This is a genomic window from Streptomyces sp. NPDC059142, from assembly GCF_042755665.1.
Classification (GTDB): Bacteria; Actinomycetota; Actinomycetes; order Streptomycetales; family Streptomycetaceae; genus Streptomyces.
Genome location: NZ_JBHZDA010000025.1, coordinates 9,647 through 31,837 on the forward strand (window position 1 = coordinate 9,647; position 22,191 = coordinate 31,837).

Genomic DNA, 22,191 nt, shown 5'->3' on the forward strand with positions numbered 1-22,191 from the left:
CCCCGCGCGCGCTGGGGATGGAGGGGGGGTGCGTGCTGGGCGGCCCCTCCGCGGGGCCCGGCCCCCGCGCCGCCCCCCCCGCGCCCGGGGGGCTCGCCGCCACGAATGGTCCGTGGCGGCCTCCCGGCTCTGCGTCGTCGTGCGCGCGGATCGTCGAACCCGGCCTGTGTCAGGCCGCGTTCCTCTCCGCTTCCCCGCGGCGGTGGCGGCCGTACGCGGGAGACGTGGAGTCCTCCGCCGGTGCCGCGCTCCCGCGGTGCTTGCCGAGACCGTCGTGGTCAGCGCTTTCGGCGGTCGCCGTTCCCCGCGGCCGCTGCTGCGTGGTGTCGGTTCGGGTTTCAGACATGTGGGAAGTCACCCCGTTGTGTTCGCTTCTTGTCCTGAGGCACAGGGCCCGGAGGAAATCCTATCCAGGGGCCCCACGGCCGGTGAGCGGCGCCTGTTGCAACGGCACCGGCCTGCACAGGGCAGGAGTCCGTGGAGCGCCGGACGGTTCCCGGTCGGCGGATTCCGTTCGGTCGGGGTGCGCCGTTCCCAGGACCCCGCCTTGGTGCGGACGGCCGACCGGCACCGGTACGTCCACCGGTGCCTGTACGTCCGCGGGCAGCGGTAGGTCCACGGGCACCGGTACGTCCATCGGCGCCGGTACGCCCGTCGGCACCGGTACGTCCGCCGGTGCGTGGAGGGACGCCACCCCGCACCGCACCGTGTCCGTCGCGTACGGCAGCCGCAGCACCCCCTCGCGGGTCCACAGCCCGGCCCCCGCCAGCCACCCGCGCGGCGCGGGCCACTCGTGGAGCCGGCGGCCCGCCGGGCGCCACACCCCCACCCAGCTCCCCGCCGGTCCGTCGATCCGCAGCGCCACCGCGCAGCTCTCCGGCATCAGCACCTGCCCCGGCTGCACGGCGAAGGGCGTCACCGCCCGGTCGGCCGGGCGCAGGCACTCGGGGAAGCGCACGGGACGGCGGCTGCCCAGCACCCCCCAGCCCAGCCGGTCGTGGCCCGGCGCGTCGGAGCGGATCAGCAGCAGCCCGCTGTCCGGATCCGCCAGCAGCAGACGGTCGTTGCTCTCCTCCGTGATCTGGAGCAGCGGTGTCGCCTCACCGCCGCGCGCCAGATCCACGGCGACGGCCTTGACCACGCCGTCCGTCTCCCGGTCGAGCGCCAGTATCCGCCCCGTACGGTCGAGCCAGACGCCGCCCGCGCACCGGCCCGGCACCTCGGCGACCCGCTCCGGGCCGAAGGCGCCGCCCGCCACCAGCCAGACCGTGGTGGAACGGGCGCCCGCCGACAGGGCGTACGCGCGCCGGCCGTCCGGCGACGGCGGCAGCAGCGTCAGCCCGGGGCCCGGCACCGAACCCACCGGGAGCTGGCCCGTCCCCGGCCCTGTCGGGTACAGCAGCGAGAGATCGTGCCGGTCCGCGACCCGGCGGCACACCAGCACCCGCCCGTCGGCCAGCGGCAGCACCCGTGTGTCGGGCTCCTCCGGCTGGTCGAGGGGGAGGGGCACGGCGTACGGCTCCGGCCCGTCGAGGGTCCACCGCTCCGGGAACCACGCGTCCCCCGTGCCTTCCCCGAGGGCCAGCCGCGCGGCGTACGCACCGTCCGCCGTGACCGTGAACTCCGTGGGCCCCGCCGTCTCGACAGCACAGGCAGTCATCGATCCGTCACCTCCGGCGAAGAAGCTAGTTTTCGTACTTCCTGCCGAACAACACGAGACCTCTCACTTCACACATAAGGGTGGCCGTCGCATGATTCGACTGAAAGCGCGGGGCCGGGTGTGCTGCCCCGGAGGGCGACGCTTAGGGTAAGGCGACCCTAAGTGACCCTGTCAGGAGCTCGAAGATGTCCATAAGACGCCGTGGCACGGCCGCCGTCGTCGCTCTCGCCGCCGCACTCTCCCTCGCGGCCTGCGGCAGCGGCGACTCCTCCGGCGGCGACGCCGGCTCCGGTGACGGCGGCGGGGGCGGGAAGAAGGCGGCCGTCGCCACCGGCGGCAAGGACTTCGCCGACGCGGCGAAGAAGACCGCCGGGTACGGGACGGACGCGCGGCCGGGCGAGTTCCCGCGCACGATCACCCACGCCATGGGCACCACGGAGCTGAAGAAGCGCCCCGAGCGCGTCGTCGTGCTCGACGTCGGCGAACTGGACAACGTGGTGTCGCTCGGGGTGAAGCCGGTCGGCTACGCCCCGACCGAGGGTGACGCGTCGCTCCCCGGCTACCTGGAGAAGGGCGCGGGCGGCCCGAAGAACGTCGGCACGATCAACAACCTCAACCTGGAGGCCGTCGCCGCGCTCAAGCCCGACCTGATCCTCGGCAGCCAGCTCCGTGCCGCGGACAAGTACCAGGCGCTCTCGGCGATCGCCCCCACGGTCTTCTCCATACGGCCCGGCTTCACCTGGAAGGAGAACTACCTCCTCAACGCCCAGGCGCTGGACCGCACCGCCGAGGCGAAGACCGCGCTCGCCGCGTACGACAAGAAGGCGGCGGCCCTCGGCAAGGACATCGGCCCGGACAAGCCGACCGTCTCGATGGTCCGCTACATGCCGGACCGGCTGCGCCTCTACGCGAAGGCGTCCTTCATCGGCACGATCCTGGACGACGTCGGCCTGCCGCGGCCGAAGAACCAGCAGATCGAGGATCTGGCCGTGGAGATCAGCCCGGAGAAGATCGACGACGCGGACGCCGACTGGATCTTCACCGGGGTGTACGGCGACCCGGAGAAGACCCAGCGCGACAGCGCGCGCTCCAACCCGCTGTGGAAGAACCTGAAGGCCGTCAAGGACGGCCACGCCCAGGACGTCGACGACGAGACCTGGTACCTCGGGCTGGGCGTGACCGCCGCCGGACTGGTCCTGGACGACCTGCGCGACCACCTCGTCGCGTAGCGGGATCCGACGGCCGGGCGGTCGGCGCCCGGCCGACGGACGCTCACTCGCTCACTCGCCCGCCCGGCCGACGGACGCTCACTCGCTCACTCGCCCGCCCGGCCGACGGACGCTCGCCCGCCCGTCAGCCGTCCGGCCGCTCGCCCGGCCGTCGTCCGGCCGTCGCAGCCGGGGGCGGAGCGCGGGCGTACCGGCGGTATCCACAGGCGTGGCGGGCGCGACGGCGAGGGCAGGTAGCCTTTGCTCCGTGCCTCCAGTCCCCTCCGCGCCCCGTCTCGCCGACGTACTCGCCGCGCTCGACACCCTCTGGCCCCCCGAGCGGGCCGAGCAGTGGGATGCCGTCGGCACGGTCTGCGGCGATCCCGACGCCCCGGTCGCCCGCGTGCTGTTCGCGGTCGACCCCGTCCAGGACATCGCCGACGAGGCCGTCCGGCTCGGCGCCGATCTGATCGTCACCCACCACCCGCTCTATCTGCGGGGTACGACGACGGTCGCGGCGTCCACCTTCAAGGGCCGCGTCGTGCACACCCTCATCAAGAACGACATCGCGCTGCACGTCGCGCACACCAACGCCGACAGCGCCGACCCCGGTGTCTCCGACGCCCTCGCCGGCGCCCTCGACCTGCGGGTCGTCCGGCCCCTCGTCCCGGACGCCACCGACCCCTCCGGACGGCGCGGCCTCGGCCGGATCTGCGAGCTGGACCGCCCCGCCACCCTCCGCGACTTCGCCGCCCGCGTCGCACACCGGCTGCCCGCCACCGCGCAGGGCGTCCGGATCGCCGGGGACCCGGACGCCCTCGTGCGTACGGTCGCGGTCAGCGGCGGCTCGGGCGACAGCCTCTTCGAGCAGGTCAGGGCGGCGGGCGTGGACGCCTTCCTCACCGCCGACCTGCGCCACCACCCGGTCTCCGAGGCCACCCAGCACAGCCCGCTCGGGCTGGTCGACGCCGCGCACTGGGCCACCGAATGGCCCTGGTGCGAGCAGGCCGCCGCCCAGCTCGACGAGATTTCCGACCGCCACGGCTGGGACCTGCGGGTCCACGTCTCGAAGACGGTCACCGACCCCTGGTCAGCCCACCACTCCTCAGGAGCCCCCAACTGAACGCCGCGCCCGCAGACCAGATCCGACTCCTCGACGTCCAGGCACTCGACGTACGGCTGTCGCAGCTCGACCACAAGCGCACCGCGCTGCCCGAGCACGCCGAGATCGAATCGCTCACCAAGGACCTCGCCCAGCTCCGTGACCTGCTGGTCGCCGCGACGACCGAGGAGAGCGACACCGCCCGCGAGCAGACCAAGGCGGAGCAGGACGTCGACCAGGTGCGCCAGCGCGCCGTACGGGACCAGCAGCGCCTGGACTCCGGCTCGGTCACCTCGCCCAAGGACCTGGAGAACCTCCAGCGCGAGATCGTCTCCCTCGCCAAGCGCCAGGGCGATCTGGAGGACGTCGTCCTGGAGGTCATGGAGCGCCGCGAGTCCGCGCAGGAGCGCGTCGCCGAGCTGACGGAGCGGGTCTCCGCCGTCCAGGCCAAGACCGACGACGCCGCCGCGCGCCGGGACGCGGCCGTCGCCGAGTTCGACGCCGAGTCCGCGACCGTCACCAAGGAGCGCGGCATCGTCGCCGGTTCGGTCCCGGCGGACCTGCTCAAGCTGTACGAGAAGCTCCGGGGCCAGCAGGGCGGGGTGGGCGCGGCCCGGCTCTTCCGGCGGCGCTGCGAGGGCTGCCAGTTGGAGCTGAACATCACCGAGGTCAACGAGGTCAAGGCGGCTCCCGCGGACGCGGTGCTGCGGTGCGAGAACTGCCGCCGCATCCTGGTCCGCACCGCCGATTCGGGGCTGTGACACGCTGATGCGGACGTTCATCGTGGAGGCCGACGGCGGCTCCCGGGGCAACCCGGGTCCCGCCGGGTACGGCGCCGTCGTCCTCGACGAGGCCACGGGCGAACCGCTGGCCGAGGCCGCCGAGTTCATCGGCGTCGCGACGAACAACGTCGCCGAGTACAAGGGCCTGGTCGCCGGGTTGAAGGCCGCGAAGGCGCTGGACCCGGAGGCACGGGTGCACGTCCGGATGGACTCCAAGCTCGTCGTCGAGCAGATGTCGGGCCGCTGGAAGATCAAGCACCCGGACATGAAGCCGCTGGCCGCCGAGGCGGGCCGGATCCTGCCGCCGGACCGGGTCACGTACGAGTGGATCCCGCGCGAGCGGAACAAGCACGCCGACCGGCTGGCCAACGAGGCGATGGACGCGGGCAAGCAGGGCCGTCAGTGGGAGGCGTCCGCCTCCACGGCGGCGCTGGACGCGGGCGCGGCACGCTCGGCCGCAGCCGCCGCATCCGCTTCCGTGGACCTCCCCTCCGGGCCGCCCGGGGACGCCGCGGCGGGCGCCGCCAAGGCCCGCGCGGCGCTCGCCGGAGCGGGAGCGGGAGCCGGAGCAGGAGCCGGTACCCGTACCGACACGCGATCAGGCACGGGAGCCGACCCGGACGCCACCGCGGCCGTCGGGCGCGCGGCGCAGACGGAGCTGTCGGTGGCCGGTACGGCCGCTCCGGCCGGCCGGCGTCCCGCGAGCCCCGCCACCCCGGAGGAGACCGCGCCGCAGGACGTCCCGCTCTCCTCCGAGTCCGCCTCGTCCGTCGGCTGGGGCTCCGCCGACCTCGGCCCTCCCGCCACCTTCGTCCTGCTGCGGCACGGCGAGACCGCCCTCACCCCCGACAAGCGCTTCTCCGGCAGCGGCGGCACGGACCCGGAGCTGTCCGCCATCGGCCGCCGTCAGGCCGACGCGATCGCCGCCGCGCTGGCCGCGCGCGGCACCGTCCAGGACATCGTCTCGTCCCCGCTGCGCCGCTGCCGCGAGACGGCGCAGGCCGTCGCCGACCGGCTCGGTCTGGACGTACGGATCGAAGAGGGCCTGCGCGAGACGCACTTCGGCGCGTGGGAGGGCCTGACCTTCGGCGAGGTGCAGGAGCGGTACCCGGACGATCTGACCGCCTGGCTCGCCTCGCCCGACGTCGAGCCGACCGGCGGCGGCGAGAGCTTCGCGACGGTGGGACGCCGGGTCGCGGCGGCCAGGGACGCGCTCCTCGACCGCTACCGGGGCCGTACGGTCCTGGTGGTCACGCATGTCACCCCCGTCAAGGAGCTGGTACGGCTGGCCCTCGGCGCCCCGCAGGAGTCGCTGTTCCGCATGGAGCTGTCGGCGGCGTCGGTCTCGGTCGTGGCGTACTACGCGGACGGCAACGCGTCGGTGCGGCTCTTCAACGACACCGGGCACCTGCGCTGACCCGCCCCGCCCCGCCCCGAAATAACTGGCCCGGGGCGGGGACGCCGTAGGACGATGACCGGCATGAGCTGGCAACTGACCCACGACGTCGAAGAGTTCCGCAGCGCCGCCGACCCGTATCTGGCGGCCGATGCCGCGCGTCACACCATCCTGCTCACGGTCAGCGAATCGCTGCGGACCGGCGGGGTGGCGTACGCCGGGCCCGTACGGTTCGGCTGGTGGCGGGAGACCCCGGACGCCCCGGTGACCGGCGCCTTCGTGGAGACCCGGCCGTATCCGCCGTTCCTCGGCACGATGCCCGCGCGGGCCGCCGCCGAACTGGCCAGGACGCTGGGCGACGCCCCGGAGGACCACGGCGCCGCGCCGTCGGCCGTACGGGGCCGGGTCGCCGATGTCGAGGCCTTCGGCGCCGCGTGGACGGCGCGGCGGACCGGGGCGGGGAACGCGGCACCGTACCGGCTCTCCGGCGGGATGCGGCTCTTCCGGCTGGGCGGGCCGGTCCCGCCGGACCCCGCCCCCGAGGGCCGCGCGCGGTACGCGGACGCCCAGGACCTCCCCCTGGCGGTGGAGTGGCTGACGGCGTTCGCCGAGGAGATCGGGGACCCGCCGGCGCGCGACCCGAGGGCCATGGCGGTCGCCCGGATCGAGGAACGGCGGCTGCTCCTCTGGGAGGTGGACGGCGTCCCGGTCTCCCTGGCCGGCCATGCCCCGCTCGTCGCCGGGCAGATCCGCGTCGCCCCCGTTTACACGCCGCCCGCCCACCGCGGGCGCGGATACGCGGCGGGGGTGACCGACGCGGTCGGCGCGGCGGCCCTGCGGACGGGCGCCGACGAGGTGCTGCTCTTCGCCGACAACGCCAACCCGACGGCCTGCGCCCTGTACCAGCGCCTGGGGTACCGCCCGGTGGAGGAGTACGCCACGGCGGAACTCGCCTGAGCCGTCCGCCGTGGACCGAGGCGCGGGGGCAGGAGCCGGATCAGGCCCCGCGCCGCCCGCCCAGCGCGGCGGCCTCGCGCGCCAGCGCCTCGACGCGCCCCCAGTCCTTCGACGCCAGCGCGTCCGCCGGAAGCAGCCAGGTACCGCCGACACAGCGCACGTTCGGCAGGGCCAGGTACTCCGGCGCCGAGGCGGGGGTGATACCGCCCGTGGGGCAGAAGCGGGCGGCGGGGAGCGGGCCCGCGAGGGACTTCAGATACGGCCTGCCGCCCGCCGCCTCCGCCGGGAAGAACTTCATCTCCGTCACCCCGCGCTCCAGCAGCGCCACGACCTCGGAGGTCGTCGACACCCCAGGCAGGAACGGCACACCGGAGTCCCGCATCGCGGTCAGCAGCGTCTCCGTCCACCCCGGGCTGACCAGGAAGCGCGCGCCCGCGGTCACCGCGTCGGTCACCGCGTCCGGTGTGATGACCGTGCCCGCGCCGACCACCGCGCCGGGCACCTCGGCCGCGATCGCGCGGATCGAGTCCAGCGCGGCGGGCGTGCGCAGCGTCACCTCGATCGCGGGCAGCCCGCCCGCGACCAGCGCGCGGGCGAGCGGAACGGCGTCGGCGGCGTCGTCGAGGACGACGACGGGGATCACGGGCGCGAGGTCGAGCACGGAGGTCATGGGGTCATCCTGCCGCCCGCTCTCACGATACGCAATGCCCGTTGCGCAGGGTGCAACGGGCGGGGTCGGGTCCGGTCAGTGGATCTCCGTGACGACGACATCCAGCGCCCAGGGCCGCCCCGCCCGCGCCGGAGCCGTCGCCTCCACCACGTACCCCAGCTCCCGGACCGTGTCCACCAGCGACGCGGGATCCTTCGGCCGGGCGCCCGCCGCCAGCAGCTCCCGTACGAGCCGGCCCTTCGTCGCCTTGTTGAAGTGGCTGACCACCGACCGCTTCTCCACCCCGGTCACCGGATCGGTCTGCGCGTGCAGCACCCGTACCGTCGCCGTACGGCCCGCCAGTTCGCCCTTCGGCTTCCACGCCGTCGCGTACGCCGAGGACCGCAGGTCCAGCACGAGACCGCCCCCGGCCTCCTCCGCCGCCTCCGGCAGCACCGACTCCATCGGCGTACGCCAGTACGCGCCCAGCGGGCCGAGCCCCGGCAGCCGCACCCCCATCGAGCAGCGGTACGAGGGGATACGGTCGCCGATCCGCACGGCGCCCCACAGCCCGGAGAAGACCAGCAGCGACTTCGCCGCCCGCCGCCGCGCGGCCGGGTCGAGCGTGGCCAGCCCCAGCGCGTCGTAGAGGACACCGGTGTAGATCTCCCCGGCCGGGCGGGCGCCCGCCGTCCGCAGCTCCACGTTCTTGGCGATCTCGCCGCGCAGCCCCTCGCTCAGCCCGAGGACCTCACGCGCCTTGTCCTGGTCGGCGGCGCACAGCTCCACCAGCTCGTCCAGCACGGCGGCGCGCGCCCCGGCCAGACCGGGCAGCGACAGCGACTCCGGCTTCAGCGGAGCGCCGCGCCCGGAAGCGGCCTTTCCTTCCGACGGCGGCAACAGCACGAGCACGGTGGTTCTCCTCGGAGGGACGGGAACGGAACGGACGGAACGAACGGGGCGCGGCCGGAGGGGAGCGCCCCTCGCGTCAGCGTAGGTGAACGCGAGGGGTCCGCTCTCCGCCCGCCCGCTCTCACCCCCGTACCCCCGGGGCCGGCGGCAGCGCCTCCCTGACCGCCTTCACCAGCTCCTCCGGACGATCGGCGTGGAAACGGACCACCCGGGCCAGGCCCGTCGCGCCGAGCGGCCGTACGAAGGGGGCGGGCGCGGTCAGTTCCACCCGTACGGTCGTCTGGCTGCCCACGACGAGATCCAGCACGCCACCGTCCTTCCCGTCTTCCTCGGGGGCGTACTGGAGGAGCCCGCCGGTCGGGAAGCGCCGGTCGACCCGTGCGGAGACGATGGAGTCCGCCGGGATCCGCAGGTCGAAGAGGGTGCCGTAGCGGATCCGCAACGAGCCGTCCGCGCCCACCACATGGGGCCGGGTCACACAGCCCGCGTGCAGCGCCAGCACCATCACCAACGTGTACACGTCCAGCACCAGGACGATCAGATGCACCACCGGCCAGGGGATCAGCACGGCCAGCGCCACCGTCTCGACCACCGCGACGAAGAGCAGCCCGTAGAGCATCGCCGTCTGCGGGCCGGTGTACGGCACCGGGCGGTCGCCCGCGCCCACCCCGTGGGTCCGCCGCGCGGCCCAGCGCACGAGGCTGCCCACGCTCCGTATCTCGTGGGCGGTCAGCCGCCGTACGGCCACGGGCACGGCGGTACGGACGGCCCCGGCCAGCGCGTCCCGGCGCCCGGCACCGGAGCGCCGCGCCGCCGCGTAGTGACGGCGTACGACCAGCGCCTCCCGCGCGACGAGCGTGACCACCAGCGCCTCGACGGCGAGGAGCACGGGCAGGGGCAGGGAGACCCCGGCCGACAGACAGACCAGCAGACCGACCTCGCAGACGGGTACGGCGAACCAGGCCAGGCGCTTCACGACGCCCGCCCCTGGGTCCGCTCCCGTACCCGCCGCGCCAGCGACTCCATCGTCCGGCGTACGGCCTCGGCCTGGGCCGGGCTGTACTCGGCGAGCAGGGCGTCCCCGAACCCGTCGAGGGACGGGCCGTCGCCGTCCGGGATCGCGGCCAGGATCTCGTCGGTGGCGAGCGCGCTCAGATCCTCGGCGAGCGGGGCGACCCGGGGGTCGTCGCGGGGCGCGTCGACGAGTTCGTCGAGCCGCCGGTAGAGGTCCAGGGTCTCCGGGGCGACCGCGAGGGAGCGCAGCGCGTCGTAGAACCGCCCGGCGCGCTCCTCCTCGGCCGTACGGCCGCCGTCCCCGTCCCCGTCCCCGTCCCCTTCTCCTTTGTTCCCGTTCTGCCGGTCGAGCAGGACGAGCAGCGCGCGGTCCGTGGCGGCGGCCGGGGAGTCGACGGCGGGCAGCGAGTGCAGGAACCGCGCGAGCCCGGGGGAGAGCGGCCCGTCGGCGGCGGGCGGCGACTCCATCAGCTCCGCCAGCCGCCGGCGCCGGGCCCGGATCTCCGCCTCCTGACGGGCCAGATCGGCGTCCAGTTCGCCCAGCACCTCGGTGAGTTCGCGCCCCGCGTCGTCGGCGAGGATGTCCCGTACCTCGTCCAGGGAGAGCCCCAGCTCCGTCAGCCGCCGGATCCGTGCCAGCAGAACGGCGTCCCGCACCGAGTAGTCGCGGTAGCCGTTGGGACGGCGCGCGGGCTCGGGCAGCAGCCCGACGTGGTGGTAGTGGCGCACCGCACGGGAGGTGACCCCGACGAGAGCGGCGATCTCGGCGATTCTCATGGGCTCAGTACAAACCCTGACGTCGCGGCAAGGTCAAGCCGCGGCGATGGGCGGCGGCCCGGCCGGGTACGATGGCCAGCACGGCAGACGAGCCGGGCGGACGGCCGCGTCAAGATCTTCGATCTTGCCGAGGAACGTCCGGACTCCACACGGCAGGGTGGTGGGTAACGCCCACCCGGGGTGACCCGCGGGACAGTGCCACAGAAAACAGACCGCCGGGGCCGCGCTCCTTCGTGGAGTGCGATTCCCGGTAAGGGTGAAACGGTGGTGTAAGAGACCACCAGCGTCCGAGGTGACTCGGACGGCTCGGTAAACCCCACCCGGAGCAAGGTCAAGAGGGGTCGCGGTTCCGCGAGGAACGGCGGCCCTGCGCGGACGATCGAGGGCTGCCCGCCCGAGTCCGCGGGTAGACCGCACGAGACCGGCGGCAACGCCGGTCCTAGATGGATGGCCGTCTCCCCGGCCGCCGCGAGGCGACCGGGCGACAAAATCCGGCGTACAGCCCGACTCGTCTGCCGCTTCCCACGGCTACGCGCCCCCGCCCTCGGGCCCACTGCCCTCTGGCCCGCCGCCCGGGGGCCGCGTCGGCTGCTCCTCGGGCAGGGGCGGGCGGGGTTGACGGGCCCGTACGCGCCGGCCCAGCACGAACGCGCCGATGAGGAAGCCGACCACCACGACGCCGAAGACGAGCGGAAGGAACGCCGCGGCTCCGGACGAGGCGGCGCTTGTCAGGGCCAGTGTGTCGGTGTGCGGTGCGCCGGCGTTCAGCATGTCGGCGTTCAGGATGTCGGGATTGAGTGCGTCGCTGTTCATGGCGGGCGGCTACCCGCGAATCCCGCCCCCAGCCTTCCGCGCGGCCCGGCTCCTCTCCGGCCCTGACTCGTCCGGCCGTCCCCCTGTGGCGTATCCCCGTCCGGGCGCGTGGAGTGGGAGCAGGACCCCGTCGGCCCCCGCCCGTGCCGTCCCCGAGGTGAGGACCCGCGCGGCGCGGGTACGCGTCGGATCCGGACCACCACCCCCCAGGCGAGCCCGGTCACGGGCCGTCCGACCGTGAGGAGAAGCGCCATGCCGAGTGGTTCCAGCGCCAAGCGCGAGCGCCAGTACGAGCACATCAAGGAGGGCGCCGAGAAGCGCGGCACCTCCACCGGGCGCGCGAAGGAGATCGCGGCCCGGACGGTGAACAAGGAACGGGCCAGGGCGGGGGAGTCCAGGAGCGCGAGCAGGACGTCCCTGCGCGACCCCGAGTCGGCGTCGCGGCGCGGCGGCCGGCGCTCGCACAGCGGGGCCCAGGGGCCCACGAGGGACCAGCTCTACGCCGAGGCCAGGAAGCGTGGTGTCGAGGGCCGTTCCTCGATGACCAAGCAGCAGCTCGCCCGGGCACTCGGCCGCTGACCCGGGGTGTTCCGGCCGACGGTCCCGGTACGGCTTCCCCGCGGAGGCGGCGGCCGGGACCGGCGCGGGAGCGGGCCGGGTGCCGGAACCGTCACGGTACGCGGTGTTTGGGCGGACGAGCCGGTGGTACCCGAGGGGGCGGAACCGATGGAGGCCGACACGAAGGGAAACCTCATGACATCGGAGAACGACCCCCGGTACACCGTTCCGGGTATGACGGCCTCGGAGGGCGGCGCGACCATCCAGTTGCTGAGGATGCGGCTGCACGCCCTCAACGATCTCGCCCTCACCCTCAAGCACGTCCACTGGAACGTCGTCGGGCCGCACTTCATCGCGGTGCACGAGATGCTGGACCCCCAGGTGGACGCCGTGCGCGGCATGGTGGACGAGACGGCGGAGCGCATCTCCACCCTCGGCGGCTCGCCCGCCGGGACCCCGGGCGCCTTGGTCGGGGAGCGCGGCTGGGACGACTACGCGGTCGGCCGCGCCGACGCCATAGAGCACCTCGGGGCACTGGACGTCGTGTACTCCGGGATCGTCGCCGACCACCGGCGGGCGGTCGACGCGGTCGACGAACTGGACCCGGTCACCCAGGACCTCCTGATCCAGCATCTCCGCAGCCTGGAGCTGTTCCAGTGGTTCATCCGGGCGCACCTGGAGAGCGCCGGCGGCAGGCTGAGCACCGGGAACGAGAAGACCGAGGTCGCCGCCGCCGCGGCGGCCGGCCGGCAGGCGCTGCGCCGGCTCTGACCGAAACCGTGGCCTTCCGGCCTCCGGCCCCAGTGGGAGAGATGAGCATGCACGAGGACGGTGTGAGCGCCCGCGCGGCCGGGGACCGGGCGGCCGGGGACGGGACGACGCCCGAGGAAGGGACGACGCCCGAGGAAGGGACGACGCCCGGGGACGGGACGGCCGGGGAACAGGTGGTCGGCGAGCTGACGGCCGGGGAGCTGGCCGCGCTCGACGCGCACTGGCGCGCCGCGAACTACCTCGCCGTCGGCCAGATCTACCTGATGGCCAACCCGCTGCTCCTGGAGCCGCTGGCGCCGGAGCACATCAAGCCCCGGCTGCTCGGCCACTGGGGGACCTCCCCCGGTCTCAACCTCGTGCACACCCACCTCAACCGGCTGATCACCGCCCGGGACATCGACGCGCTCTGCGTCTGGGGCCCCGGCCACGGCGGCCCCGCCGTCCTGGCCAACTCCTGGCTGGAGGGCACGTACTCCGAGACGTATCCGGACGTGAGCCGGGACCGCGCGGGCATGGAGCGGCTGTTCCGGCAGTTCTCGTTCCCCGGCGGCGTGCCCAGCCATGTCGCCCCCGAGACCCCGGGCTCCATCCACGAGGGCGGCGAACTGGGCTACTCCCTCGCCCACGCCTACGGAGCGGCGCTGGACCACCCTGATCTGCTGGTCGCCTGTGTGATCGGCGACGGGGAGGCGGAGACCGGCCCGCTCGCCGGTTCCTGGCACGCGAACAAGTTCCTCGACCCGGTGCACGACGGCGCGGTCCTGCCGATCCTGCATCTCAACGGCTACAAGATCGCCAACCCGACGGTGCTGGCCCGGCTGCCGGAGGCCGAACTCGACTCCCTGCTGCGCGGGTACGGACACGAACCCCTCTACGTCAGCGGCGACCGGCCCTCGGCGGTCCACGGAGCCATGGCCGCGGCGATGGACCGCGCCGCCGACCGGATCGCCGGGATCCAGCGGGCCGCGCGCGAGGGCACGGCGACCGAACGGCCCGTCTGGCCGATGATCGTGCTCCGTACGCCCAAGGGGTGGACGGGCCCCGCCGAGGTCGACGGACAGCCCGTCGAGGGGACCTGGCGCGCCCATCAGGTCCCGTTGAGCGGGGTCAGGGACGACCGGGACCATCTGGCCCAACTGGAGGCGTGGCTGCGCTCGTACCGCCCCGAGGAGCTGTTCGACGCGACGGGCGCCCCCACCCCCTCCGTACTGGAGTGCGTACCCGAGGGGTCCCGCAGGCTCGGCGCGACCCCGTACGCCAACGGCGGTCTGCTGCTGCGGGAACTGCCGGTCCCGCCGCTGGAGCGGTACGCGGTGGAGGTGGACCGGCCCGGTACGGTCCCGCACGAACCGACCCGGGTGCTCGGCCTCCTGCTGCGGGACGTCATGGAGGCGACCAAGGGGCGGCGGGACTTCCGGGTCGTGGGCCCCGACGAGACCGCCTCGAACCGCCTGGAGGCCCTCTACGACGCCACGTCCAAGGCGTGGCAGGCCGGTACGCTCGACACGGACGAGCATCTCGCCCGCGACGGGCGGGTGATGGAGGTGCTCTCCGAACATCTCTGCCAGGGCTGGCTGGAGGGGTATCTGCTCACCGGCCGCCACGGGCTGTTCTCCAGCTACGAGGCGTTCGCCCATATCGTCGACTCCATGGTCAACCAGCACATCAAGTGGCTGCGGACCTCGCGGCGCCTCCCCTGGCGCCGCCCGATCGCCTCGCTCAACTACCTTCTGACGTCGCATGTCTGGCGCCAGGACCACAACGGCTTCTCCCACCAGGACCCCGGCTTCGTCGACCACATCCTGAACAAGAGCCCCGAGGTCGTACGGGTCTACCTGCCGCCGGACACCAACACACTGCTCTCCGTCGCCGACCATGTGCTGCGCAGCCGTGACTACGTCAATGTGATCGTGGCGGGCAAACAGCCCGGTTTCGACTGGCTCACCCTGGACGAGGCCCGCGCGCACTGCGCCCGGGGCGTGGGCGTCTGGCCGTGGGCCGGCACGGAGGACGGCAACCGGGAGCCGGACGTGGTGCTGGCCTGCGCCGGTGACGTGCCCACCCTGGAGACCCTGGCCGCCGCCGACCTGCTGCGGCGCCATCTGCCGGAGCTGGCCGTACGGGTGGTGAACGTCGTGGACATGGCGCGGCTCCTGCCGCACGACGAACACCCGCACGGGATGCGGGACTCCGAGTACGACGCGGTCTTCACCACCGACAAGCCGGTGATCTTCGCGTACCACGGCTACCCCTGGCTGATCCACCGTCTCGCCTACCGCCGCACGGGGCACGCCCATCTCCATGTGCACGGCTACAAGGAGGAGGGGACGACCACCACACCCTTCGACATGGTGGTGCGCAACGGCCTCGACCGCTACCGGCTGGTCATGGACACCATCGACCGGGTGCCGGGTCTGGGCGTCCGCGCGGTCGCCGTACGCCAGGCGATGGCGGACGTCCGCACCCGCCACCACGCCTGGATCCGCGAACACGGCACGGACCTGCCGGAGGTCGCCGACTGGACCTGGTCCGGCTGAACGGACGGGCGTCCCGCCCCCGGGGCCCCGGAACCCGGCGTCCCGGGGCCCCGGATCCTCAGAGCGCGCGCAGCGCGGGCAGCAGCGTCCTCTCCGACCAGTCGAGGAACGGTTCCTGGTGGTCGCCGCCGATCTGGATCAGCGCGATCTCCGTGAAGCCCGCCTCGATGTACGGCCGTACCGCCGCGGTGAAGACGTCCGGGTCGCTGCCGCAGGGGACGGCCTCGGCGATGTCCTCGGGACGGACGTGCCCGGTGGCCCCGGCGAACGCCGCCGGGTGGGGCAGTTCCGAGTTCACCGGCCAGGGGTTGACCGACCAGCGGAACTGGTCGTGGGCGCGGGCGACGGCCGCGGCCCTGTCGGTGTCGTAGCAGACGGGGAGTTGGCCGATCCGGGGCTTTCCCGTGCCGCCGTGCGCGTCGAACGCCGTGAGGAGTTCGGCCCGGGGCTCGGTGGCGATCACCAGGTCGGCCAGCCGCCCGGCGAGTGAGCAGGAGCGCTCCCCGGAGACCGCGACGCCCAGCGGCGGCGGCTCGTCCGGGAGGTCCCACAGCTTGGCGTTGTCCACCTCGAAGTGGGTGCCCCGGTGGTTCACCGTGTCGCCGGCGAGCAGGGACCGGATGATCTCCACGGCTTCTTCGAGCATGTCGACCCTGGTCGGGGCGGCGGGCCAGCCGCCGCCGGCCACATGCTCGTTGAGCTGTTCGCCCGAGCCCAGCCCGAGGCGGAAGCGGCCTTCGGACAGCAACTGCATCGTCGCCGCCTTCTGCGCGACCACCGCCGGGTGGTAGCGCCTGGTCGGGCAGGTCACGTACGTCATCAGCGGGATACGGGAGGTGGCCTGGGCGGCGGCGCCCAGGACGCTCCAGGCGTAGGGGGCGTGTCCCTGGGAGTCCAGCCAGGGGGAGGAGTGGTCGGAGGTCACGGAGAAGTCGAACCCGGCCCGCTCGGCCCGGACCACATGGTCCACGAGCGCGCGCGGGCCGGCCTGCTCCGTCATCATCGTGTATCCGAATTGCGCCATGCGGGGTGTTTGGCCGGTCCCCCAGGAACGGAAACCCCGCGCGGCGAACGGGCGCGTCCACATGGCGTGCCGGGGTTTCCGGGCCCCGGCCGGTGGCCGGTTCGAGCGGGTGGCGTGCGCGAATTTAAGTCACGTGCTTGACTTGGATTACGGGATGGGATTGCCTGACCGCACCGGAAGGACCGGTTCCGAGAAGAGCTGAGGATCGATGACCAGCACCCTGAACCCGGCGGACGGACACCTCGCCGCCGTACCGGAATTTCCGATGGAGCGCGCCGCGCGCTGCCCGTTCGACCCGCCCCCCGAGCTGCGGGAGACCCAGCGGGAGGGGCCGCTCGCGAGGGTGCGGCTCTGGGACGGCAGCACACCCTGGCTGGTCACCCGGTACGCGGACCAGCGCGCCCTGCTCGGCGACGCGCGGCTCAGCGCCGACATCACCCGGCCCGGCTATCCGAGCAGCGCGCCGATCACCGGCAACGCCTCGATCGGGTTCATCCTCATGGACGACCCCGAGCACGCCCGGCTGCGGCGCATGGTCGCGGCGCCGTTCGCCTTCAAGCGCGTGGAGGCGATGCGTCCCGCCGTGCAGAAGATCACGGACGACCTGATCGACACCCTGCTCGCCGGTCCCGCACCGGTCGACCTCGTCCAGGCGTTCGCCCTGCCGCTCCCCTCGCTGGTGATCTCGGAACTGCTCGGAGTGCCCTACGGCGACCACGCGTTCTTCCAGGACAACAGCAAGGTCCTCATCAATCGGGACGTGACACCGCAGGAGCGGGCCGCCGCGTCCGGCGCGCTGGTCGGCTATCTCGACGAGCTGATGAGCGAGAAGATCGCCCGCCCCGCCGACGACCTGCTCTCCGGGCTGGCCGCGAAGGTCGGGGCGGGTGAGCTGACCCGTTCCGAGGTGGCCCAGATGGGCGTCCTCCTGCTGATCGCCGGGCACGAGACGACCGCCAACATGATCGCGCTCGGCACGCTCGCCCTGCTGGAACACCCCGACCAGCTCGCCCTGTTGCGGGAGACGGACGATCCGGCCCTGGTCGCCTCCGCCGTGGACGAACTGCTGCGCTACCTCAACATCACGCACAACGGGCGCCGCCGGGTCGCGCTGGAGGACATCGAGATCGCCGGGGAGGTGATCCGCGCGGGCGAGGGGGTCATCGTGCCCAACGACATCGCCAACCGGGACCCCGAGGTGTTCGAGGACCCCGACCGGCTCGACCTCCGCCGCGACGCCCGCCGCCATCTGGCCTTCGGCTTCGGCGTCCACCAGTGCCTGGGCCAGACGCTGGCCCGGATGGAGCTTCAGGTCGCGTACAGCACCCTCTACCGGCGCGTCCCCGGGCTGCGGCCGGCCGGCACGGTCGAGAAGGTCCCGTTCAAGCACGACGGATCCGTCTACGGCGTGTACGAACTCCCCGTGACCTGGTGATCCGCCGCTGACCCGGCCGCGGACCGTATCCCGTGCCCCGTGCCCCGTGCCCCGCGCCCCTTCCTCCCGCTCGTACCCCCGACCGTTCTTCCCTGACCGAGGAGACACGATGAGCCACAGCGAAGCCGACGCCGACCAGGTCCTCACCTACCCGATCCCCAACGACGCGCCGCTGGACCCGCCGGCCGAGTGGGCGCGGCTGCGCGAGGGGTGCCCGGTGGCCCGGATCAAGCTGCCCAGCGGGGACGAGGCGGCGCTGCTGACGCGGTACGACGACGTCAAACAGGTGCTGGCCGACCCGCGGTTCAGCCGGCGCCTGGACGCCGAGGACGCGGCCCGGATCTCCGCCACCGAGTCGGGCGGGCTCTTCAACAGCGAGATGTCGGCCACGATCCCGCAGAGCGGAGCGGGGCACCAGCAGTGGCGGCGGCTGGTCGGGAAGTGGTTCACCGCCAAGCGGATGGCCGCGCTCCGCCCCGGTATCGAGGCGATGGCCGACCGGCTCATCGACGAGATGGTGGCGAGCGGGCAGCCCGCCGACCTGAAGGCCGCGCTGGGCTTCCCGCTGCCGGTGTGGGTGATCTGCGATCTGCTCGGGGTGCCCGAGGCGGACCGGGACCGGTTCTCCCACTGGTCCGACTCGCTGCTCAACCTCACCCGCTACACCGAGGAGGAGGTCGCGGCGGCGCACCGCGAGTTCTTCGCCTACATGGCGGCCCATGTCGCCGCCAAACGCGCCGAACCGAGCGACGACCTGCTCGGCGAGCTGATCGTGGCCACCGGCGCCGACGGCTACCGGATGTCCGACAAGGAACTGGCCGCCACCGGGCTGGGGCTGCTGCTCGCCGGCCACGAGACGACGGCCAACCAGATCGGCAAGATGGCCGCCATGCTGCTGGGCGACCGGCGGCTCTGGGAGCAGTTGCTCGCCGACCGGTCGCTGGTCCGCTCGGCGGTCGAGGAGGCGCTGCGGCTGGACGCCAGCGGAGGACTCGGGCTGCCGCGATACATTGGCGAGGACACCGAGATCGGCGGGGTTCCGGTGGGGCGCGGTACCACCGTGATGTGCAACATGAGCGCGGCCAACCGGGACGAGCGGGTCTTCGACAACGCCGCGGCGATGGAGCTGGGCCGCACCCCCAACACCCACCTGGCGTTCGGCTCCGGCGCGCACGCGTGCCTGGGGCAGGCGCTGGCCCGTACCGAGTTGCAGGCCGTCCTGGACGTCCTGCTGCGCCGGCTGCCCACGCTGCGTCTCGCTGTCGCTGTGGAGGAATTGCCCAAGCTCGAAGGCCTGATGGTCGGCGGGCTGCGCGAAGTACCGGTGAGATGGTGAACATGGCAGGCAGGACGGTGCGGGCCGAACAGGTCAGCGCGACACGGGAGTCGATCCTGACCACGGCGGAGCGGCTGTTCGCCGAGCGCGGGGTGTACGCGGTCTCCAACCGGCAGGTCAGCGAGGCCGCGGGGCAGGGCAACAACGCCGCGGTCGGCTACCACTTCGGCACCAAGGCCGATCTGGTGCGGGCGATCGCCCGGAAGCACGCCCGGCAGATCGAGCGGATCAGGGAGGAGCGGCTGGCCGAGGCCGGTGACTCCACCGATGTCCGGGTCTGGGTGACCTGCCTGGTCACCCCGCTGACCGAGCATCTGGAGGCGCTGGGCACCCCGACCTGGTACGCCCGGTTCTGCGCGCAGGCGATGACCGACCCCGCGCTGCGCGCCACCATGATCGACGAGTCGCTGACGTCCCCGGCGCTCCAGCGCATCGTGGAGGGCTTCCACCGCGCCCTGCCCGACCTGCCCGCCGAGGTCCAGGCCGAGCGCGGCCTGATGGCACGGCATCTGATGGTCCACATGTGCGCGGAGCGTGAACGGGCGCTGGCCGAGGGGACGGACACGGTCCGCCCCTGCTGGCACGACGCCGCCACCGGCATGGTCGACGCGCTCGTCGGCATGTGGCTGGCGCCCACCACGCACCGCCCGTAGCCCGAGGAGGAACGACGTGAAGGTGACGGTCGACGAGGACAGGTGCTGCGGCGCGGGCACGTGTGTGCTGCTGGAGCCCGCGGTCTTCGACCAGCGGGACGAGGACGGCGTCGTGGTCCTGCTCGAACCCCGGCCGGCCGCGGAGCTGTGGCCGACGGTACGGGAGGCCGCCACGGTCTGCCCGGCCGCCGCGATCACGCTGACGGAGAACGGGTGACCCGGCTCGGTTGACCCGGCTCGGGTGACCCGGCTCGGATGATCCGGGGCGAATGATCCGGCTGGGATGACCCGGGGCGCTCTTCCCCCGGGTCACCGCCGACGCGGGGTCAGATCGCGGACCAGCCGTTGTCCACGGGCAGCACGGCCCCGTTGATGTTGCTCGCGGCGTCCGAGGCGAGGAAGACGATCGCCGCGGCCTGCTCCTCGGGCTCCGACACCTTGCCCGCGAGCCCGAGGTACGGGGCGAGCGCGGCCGGCCCCTCGGCCTCGCGCCGCGGGTCGACCCGGATCTGTGTCGCGGTGCCGCCGGGCGCGATGGCGTTCGTACGGATGCCCCGCGTCCGGTACATCACGGCGAGCGACTTCGTCAGCCCGACGACCCCGTGCTTGGAGGCCGTGTACGCGGCTCCGGCGGCGCTGCCCCGCAGGCCGGCCTCGGACGCGGTGAAGACGATCGCGCCCTTGCCCGAGGTCAGCAGGTGCGGCAGGGCGGCCCGGGTCAGCACGAAGGGCGCCGTCAGGTTGACCCCGATGACCCGGTCCCACTCGTCGTCGTCGGTCTCGCCCAGCGCCGACATGCGGTCCATGACACCGGCGTTGTTCGCCAGCACGTCCAGCCCGCCGAAGCTCTCCACGGCCGTGGCGACGACCCGCTCCGCGACCTGCCGGTCACTCAGGTCGCCGACGACCGCGACGGCCGTCCCGCCCGCCTCGGTTATCGCCTCGACGGTCGCGTCGGCGCCCTTCCGGTCCAGGTCGGCGACCAGGACCCGGGCGCCCTCCCGGGCGAAGTGGAGGGCGGCGGCGCGGCCGATCCCCGATCCCGCCCCGGTGACGACGACACTGCGTCCCTGAAGGCCCGTGGTGCTCATGAGGGTGCCCGCTTTCTTCCTGCCGATAGGGTCGGGTGGTCCTGGACGGGCGCGCGGTACGGTGGGGCGCCCGCTTGGTTGAGTCAGGCAAGCATATTTGACTTACTTGAGTCAAGCAAGCAGATGATAAAGTGGGGCACATGCCCACACCGCCACGCACCGACGTCCCCGTCTCGGCCGACATCATCGAGATCGAGCGTGCCCTCACCCACATCTCGTACCTGACCAACCGGGTCCGCCAGCACGAGCGCCTGATGGCGCTGGCCGGCGTCTCGCTGGACCGCGCCGCCGTCGCCCTCCTGCGGGCGATGGCCGACTCCGACGCCCTGCGCCCCGGCGAGCTGGCCGTCCGGCTCGGCGTCGAGGCGTCGCACATCACCCGCCAGGTGCAGCAGTTGCAGAAGTCCGGTTACGTGACCCGCGTCCCGGACCCCGACGACCGCCGGGCCCAGCGCGTCCAGCTCACCCCGGTCGGCCGGGACGCCATCGGCCGGATCCGCGACGCGAGCCGCCGGGGCATGGAGATGGCCCTGGGGGAGTGGTCGCCCGAGGAGCTGCACCAGCTCGCCACCCTCTTCCACCGGATGGTCGACGACTTCCTCAGCAGCGCCGCCGACGAGGACGACGCCGGGGCCCCGCCCACCGCCTGAACGCGGGGGACGGACAGATGGCGGCGAACGACACGGTGGCCCACGAGTCGCCGGCCCACCAGACAGCGGCTCACGGGACAGCGGCCCGCGAGCCCTACACGAACGGTCGGTCCATGTACGGGAATGCCAGCGGGAACCCGTTGCCGACGCGGGGGGCCGGGCGCCGCGTCCTCATCGTCGGCGACGACCCCGGCACGGTCGAACTCGTCTCGACCACCATGGAGCTCGCGGGCTTCCGCACCGCGACGGCCCGCTCCGGCCAGGAGGCGCTGTCCCGGCTCGGGGAACACCCCGCCGATCTGGTCGTCGTCGACCTGACCACCCGCGACCTGGCGCACGGCAGCGGCTACCCCAGCATCCCCGCCGCCGACCGCCCGCCCCTGCTCTTCCTCGCCGCCCTGGACAACCTCGACTCCCTCGCCGCGGGGGTCGGCACCGGCGTCGCCGACTACGTCACCAAGCCGTTCCGTATCGCCGAGGTGCTGGCCAGGGCCGAGACCCTGCTGCGCACCCGTGGCGAGGGCGCGCGGACCGGGGCGCCGCGCTACGGCGACCTCACCCTGGACGACGCCACGTGCCGGGCCCGGCGCGGCAGGCGTACGCTCGACCTCACCCCCGCCGAGTACCGGCTGCTGCGCCACCTCCTGGTCCACGCGGAACAGGTCCTCTCGAAGGAGCAGATCCGCCGGCACGTCTGGGGCGAGGACCGCGCCGACAACGCCATCGAGAAGCTGGTCTCCCGGCTGCGGCGCAAGGTCGACCAGGAGGATCCCCCGCTGATCCACACCCGTAAGGGTTTCGGCTACCGGCTCGGCCACTGAGCCGCCGCCGCACGCCCCGGAGCCGGAGGAGACTGCTGAGATGAG

The 22,191-nt window shown here is 73.4% G+C and carries 22 protein-coding genes and 1 other RNA gene; 15 read left to right on the plus strand and 8 right to left on the minus strand.

Features of this window, described 5'->3' with window-relative positions; genetic code table 11:
• Positions 1-406: 406 nt before the first annotated feature.
• The gene (locus tag ACFXPK_RS12395; protein WP_385074447.1) at positions 407-1,660 is read right to left on the minus strand and encodes a hypothetical protein; all 1,254 of its coding nucleotides are present in this window, start codon (positions 1,658-1,660) and stop codon (positions 407-409) included.
• 185 nt (positions 1,661-1,845) lie between these two features.
• Between ACFXPK_RS12395 and ACFXPK_RS12400 the strand changes: the two genes are divergently transcribed.
• The 5 genes from ACFXPK_RS12400 to ACFXPK_RS12420 all read left to right on the plus strand — a co-directional run bounded on the left by ACFXPK_RS12400 (position 1,846) and on the right by ACFXPK_RS12420 (position 7,105).
• The gene (locus ACFXPK_RS12400; RefSeq protein ID WP_385074450.1) at positions 1,846-2,889 is read left to right on the plus strand and encodes an ABC transporter substrate-binding protein; all 1,044 of its coding nucleotides are present in this window, start codon (positions 1,846-1,848) and stop codon (positions 2,887-2,889) included.
• Between the two features lie 247 nt (positions 2,890-3,136).
• The gene (locus tag ACFXPK_RS12405; RefSeq protein WP_384992080.1) at positions 3,137-3,991 is read left to right on the plus strand and encodes a Nif3-like dinuclear metal center hexameric protein; all 855 of its coding nucleotides are present in this window, start codon (positions 3,137-3,139) and stop codon (positions 3,989-3,991) included.
• Positions 3,988-4,731, plus strand: coding sequence for a zinc ribbon domain-containing protein (locus tag ACFXPK_RS12410; protein ID WP_384992197.1), 744 nt, complete (start codon positions 3,988-3,990; stop codon positions 4,729-4,731). Before ACFXPK_RS12405 ends, ACFXPK_RS12410 begins: the two co-directional genes overlap by 4 nt.
• A gap of 7 nt (positions 4,732-4,738) precedes the next feature.
• Entirely contained in the window at positions 4,739-6,169 is a 1,431-nt protein-coding gene (locus ACFXPK_RS12415) for a bifunctional RNase H/acid phosphatase (protein ID WP_385074454.1), read from the plus strand.
• Between the two features lie 63 nt (positions 6,170-6,232).
• On the plus strand, positions 6,233-7,105 hold the full coding sequence (locus ACFXPK_RS12420; protein WP_385074457.1) for a GNAT family N-acetyltransferase: 873 nt from the start codon (positions 6,233-6,235) through the stop codon (positions 7,103-7,105).
• A 40-nt stretch (positions 7,106-7,145) separates the two neighbouring features.
• On the opposite strand, the gene eda is transcribed toward ACFXPK_RS12420, so the two are convergent.
• The 4 genes from eda to ACFXPK_RS12440 form a co-directional block, all read right to left on the minus strand.
• Entirely contained in the window at positions 7,146-7,775 is a 630-nt protein-coding gene (gene eda, locus ACFXPK_RS12425; protein ID WP_385074460.1) for a bifunctional 4-hydroxy-2-oxoglutarate aldolase/2-dehydro-3-deoxy-phosphogluconate aldolase, read from the minus strand.
• 75 nt (positions 7,776-7,850) lie between these two features.
• Positions 7,851-8,666, minus strand: a complete 816-nt coding sequence (gene yaaA, locus ACFXPK_RS12430) for a peroxide stress protein YaaA (protein ID WP_385074462.1) — start codon at positions 8,664-8,666, stop codon at positions 7,851-7,853.
• Between the two features lie 121 nt (positions 8,667-8,787).
• Positions 8,788-9,642 carry a hypothetical protein gene (locus ACFXPK_RS12435; RefSeq protein ID WP_385074465.1) on the minus strand — a complete coding sequence of 285 codons (855 nt, stop codon included), beginning with the start codon at positions 9,640-9,642 and terminating at the stop codon, positions 8,788-8,790.
• On the minus strand, positions 9,639-10,457 hold the full coding sequence (locus ACFXPK_RS12440) for a MerR family transcriptional regulator (protein ID WP_385074467.1): 819 nt from the start codon (positions 10,455-10,457) through the stop codon (positions 9,639-9,641). The genes ACFXPK_RS12435 and ACFXPK_RS12440 overlap by 4 nt, the downstream gene beginning before the upstream one ends.
• Positions 10,458-10,545: 88 nt before the next feature.
• Between ACFXPK_RS12440 and rnpB the strand changes: the two genes are divergently transcribed.
• Positions 10,546-10,972, plus strand: an RNA gene (rnpB, locus tag ACFXPK_RS12445) — RNase P RNA component class A.
• A 13-nt stretch (positions 10,973-10,985) separates the two neighbouring features.
• On the opposite strand, the gene ACFXPK_RS12450 is transcribed toward rnpB, so the two are convergent.
• The gene (locus ACFXPK_RS12450; RefSeq protein ID WP_385074470.1) at positions 10,986-11,270 is read right to left on the minus strand and encodes a DUF6479 family protein; all 285 of its coding nucleotides are present in this window, start codon (positions 11,268-11,270) and stop codon (positions 10,986-10,988) included.
• A gap of 252 nt (positions 11,271-11,522) precedes the next feature.
• Here ACFXPK_RS12450 and ACFXPK_RS12455 point away from each other — a divergent pair, with 252 nt between their 5' ends.
• The 3 genes from ACFXPK_RS12455 to ACFXPK_RS12465 all read left to right on the plus strand — a co-directional run bounded on the left by ACFXPK_RS12455 (position 11,523) and on the right by ACFXPK_RS12465 (position 15,136).
• A complete protein-coding gene (locus ACFXPK_RS12455) occupies positions 11,523-11,849 on the plus strand; it encodes a plasmid stabilization protein (RefSeq protein WP_384992102.1) in 327 nt (108 codons plus the stop codon).
• A 213-nt stretch (positions 11,850-12,062) separates the two neighbouring features.
• Complete coding sequence (locus ACFXPK_RS12460) at positions 12,063-12,599, plus strand: Dps family protein (RefSeq protein ID WP_385074474.1); 537 nt, start codon at positions 12,063-12,065, stop codon at positions 12,597-12,599.
• Between the two features lie 41 nt (positions 12,600-12,640).
• A complete protein-coding gene (locus ACFXPK_RS12465) occupies positions 12,641-15,136 on the plus strand; it encodes a phosphoketolase (protein WP_385074477.1) in 2,496 nt (831 codons plus the stop codon).
• Between the two features lie 58 nt (positions 15,137-15,194).
• Here the strand turns inward: ACFXPK_RS12465 and ACFXPK_RS12470 are convergent, their stop codons facing one another.
• A complete protein-coding gene (locus tag ACFXPK_RS12470; protein WP_384992111.1) occupies positions 15,195-16,160 on the minus strand; it encodes an LLM class F420-dependent oxidoreductase in 966 nt (321 codons plus the stop codon).
• Between the two features lie 208 nt (positions 16,161-16,368).
• Here ACFXPK_RS12470 and ACFXPK_RS12475 point away from each other — a divergent pair, with 208 nt between their 5' ends.
• The 4 genes from ACFXPK_RS12475 to ACFXPK_RS12490 all read left to right on the plus strand — a co-directional run bounded on the left by ACFXPK_RS12475 (position 16,369) and on the right by ACFXPK_RS12490 (position 19,801).
• Positions 16,369-17,595 carry a cytochrome P450 gene (locus ACFXPK_RS12475; protein WP_385074480.1) on the plus strand — a complete coding sequence of 409 codons (1,227 nt, stop codon included), beginning with the start codon at positions 16,369-16,371 and terminating at the stop codon, positions 17,593-17,595.
• A 109-nt stretch (positions 17,596-17,704) separates the two neighbouring features.
• Positions 17,705-18,931 carry a cytochrome P450 gene (locus ACFXPK_RS12480; RefSeq protein WP_384992116.1) on the plus strand — a complete coding sequence of 409 codons (1,227 nt, stop codon included), beginning with the start codon at positions 17,705-17,707 and terminating at the stop codon, positions 18,929-18,931.
• A gap of 2 nt (positions 18,932-18,933) precedes the next feature.
• A complete protein-coding gene (locus ACFXPK_RS12485; RefSeq protein ID WP_385074483.1) occupies positions 18,934-19,584 on the plus strand; it encodes a TetR/AcrR family transcriptional regulator in 651 nt (216 codons plus the stop codon).
• 16 nt (positions 19,585-19,600) lie between these two features.
• Complete coding sequence (locus ACFXPK_RS12490) at positions 19,601-19,801, plus strand: ferredoxin (protein ID WP_384992122.1); 201 nt, start codon at positions 19,601-19,603, stop codon at positions 19,799-19,801.
• A gap of 109 nt (positions 19,802-19,910) precedes the next feature.
• On the opposite strand, the gene ACFXPK_RS12495 is transcribed toward ACFXPK_RS12490, so the two are convergent.
• Positions 19,911-20,675 carry an SDR family NAD(P)-dependent oxidoreductase gene (locus ACFXPK_RS12495; RefSeq protein ID WP_385074485.1) on the minus strand — a complete coding sequence of 255 codons (765 nt, stop codon included), beginning with the start codon at positions 20,673-20,675 and terminating at the stop codon, positions 19,911-19,913.
• Between the two features lie 140 nt (positions 20,676-20,815).
• Here ACFXPK_RS12495 and ACFXPK_RS12500 point away from each other — a divergent pair, with 140 nt between their 5' ends.
• Both ACFXPK_RS12500 and ACFXPK_RS12505 read left to right on the plus strand, forming a co-directional pair.
• Positions 20,816-21,325 carry a MarR family winged helix-turn-helix transcriptional regulator gene (locus ACFXPK_RS12500; protein ID WP_384992129.1) on the plus strand — a complete coding sequence of 170 codons (510 nt, stop codon included), beginning with the start codon at positions 20,816-20,818 and terminating at the stop codon, positions 21,323-21,325.
• A gap of 113 nt (positions 21,326-21,438) precedes the next feature.
• On the plus strand, positions 21,439-22,146 hold the full coding sequence (locus tag ACFXPK_RS12505) for a response regulator transcription factor (protein ID WP_384992131.1): 708 nt from the start codon (positions 21,439-21,441) through the stop codon (positions 22,144-22,146).
• Positions 22,147-22,191 lie beyond the last annotated feature (45 nt).

Excerpts from the sequence above, each read along its gene's own strand:
- ACFXPK_RS12395 (WP_385074447.1), bottom strand. The coding sequence starts at position 1,660 with ATGACTGCCTGTGCTGTCGAGACGGCGGGGCCCACGGAGTTCACGGTC.
- ACFXPK_RS12400 (WP_385074450.1), top strand. The coding sequence starts at position 1,846 with ATGTCCATAAGACGCCGTGGCACGGCCGCCGTCGTCGCTCTCGCCGCC.
- ACFXPK_RS12415 (WP_385074454.1), top strand. The coding sequence starts at position 4,739 with ATGCGGACGTTCATCGTGGAGGCCGACGGCGGCTCCCGGGGCAACCCG.
- ACFXPK_RS12420 (WP_385074457.1), top strand. The coding sequence starts at position 6,233 with ATGAGCTGGCAACTGACCCACGACGTCGAAGAGTTCCGCAGCGCCGCC.
- eda (WP_385074460.1), bottom strand. The coding sequence starts at position 7,775 with ATGACCTCCGTGCTCGACCTCGCGCCCGTGATCCCCGTCGTCGTCCTC.
- ACFXPK_RS12440 (WP_385074467.1), bottom strand. The coding sequence starts at position 10,457 with ATGAGAATCGCCGAGATCGCCGCTCTCGTCGGGGTCACCTCCCGTGCG.
- ACFXPK_RS12450 (WP_385074470.1), bottom strand. The coding sequence starts at position 11,270 with ATGAACAGCGACGCACTCAATCCCGACATCCTGAACGCCGACATGCTG.
- ACFXPK_RS12455 (WP_384992102.1), top strand. The coding sequence starts at position 11,523 with ATGCCGAGTGGTTCCAGCGCCAAGCGCGAGCGCCAGTACGAGCACATC.
- ACFXPK_RS12460 (WP_385074474.1), top strand. The coding sequence starts at position 12,063 with ATGACGGCCTCGGAGGGCGGCGCGACCATCCAGTTGCTGAGGATGCGG.
- ACFXPK_RS12465 (WP_385074477.1), top strand. The coding sequence starts at position 12,641 with ATGAGCATGCACGAGGACGGTGTGAGCGCCCGCGCGGCCGGGGACCGG.
- ACFXPK_RS12470 (WP_384992111.1), bottom strand. The coding sequence starts at position 16,160 with ATGGCGCAATTCGGATACACGATGATGACGGAGCAGGCCGGCCCGCGC.
- ACFXPK_RS12475 (WP_385074480.1), top strand. The coding sequence starts at position 16,369 with ATGACCAGCACCCTGAACCCGGCGGACGGACACCTCGCCGCCGTACCG.
- ACFXPK_RS12480 (WP_384992116.1), top strand. The coding sequence starts at position 17,705 with ATGAGCCACAGCGAAGCCGACGCCGACCAGGTCCTCACCTACCCGATC.
- ACFXPK_RS12485 (WP_385074483.1), top strand. The coding sequence starts at position 18,934 with ATGGCAGGCAGGACGGTGCGGGCCGAACAGGTCAGCGCGACACGGGAG.
- ACFXPK_RS12495 (WP_385074485.1), bottom strand. The coding sequence starts at position 20,675 with ATGAGCACCACGGGCCTTCAGGGACGCAGTGTCGTCGTCACCGGGGCG.
- ACFXPK_RS12500 (WP_384992129.1), top strand. The coding sequence starts at position 20,816 with ATGCCCACACCGCCACGCACCGACGTCCCCGTCTCGGCCGACATCATC.
- ACFXPK_RS12505 (WP_384992131.1), top strand. The coding sequence starts at position 21,439 with ATGTACGGGAATGCCAGCGGGAACCCGTTGCCGACGCGGGGGGCCGGG.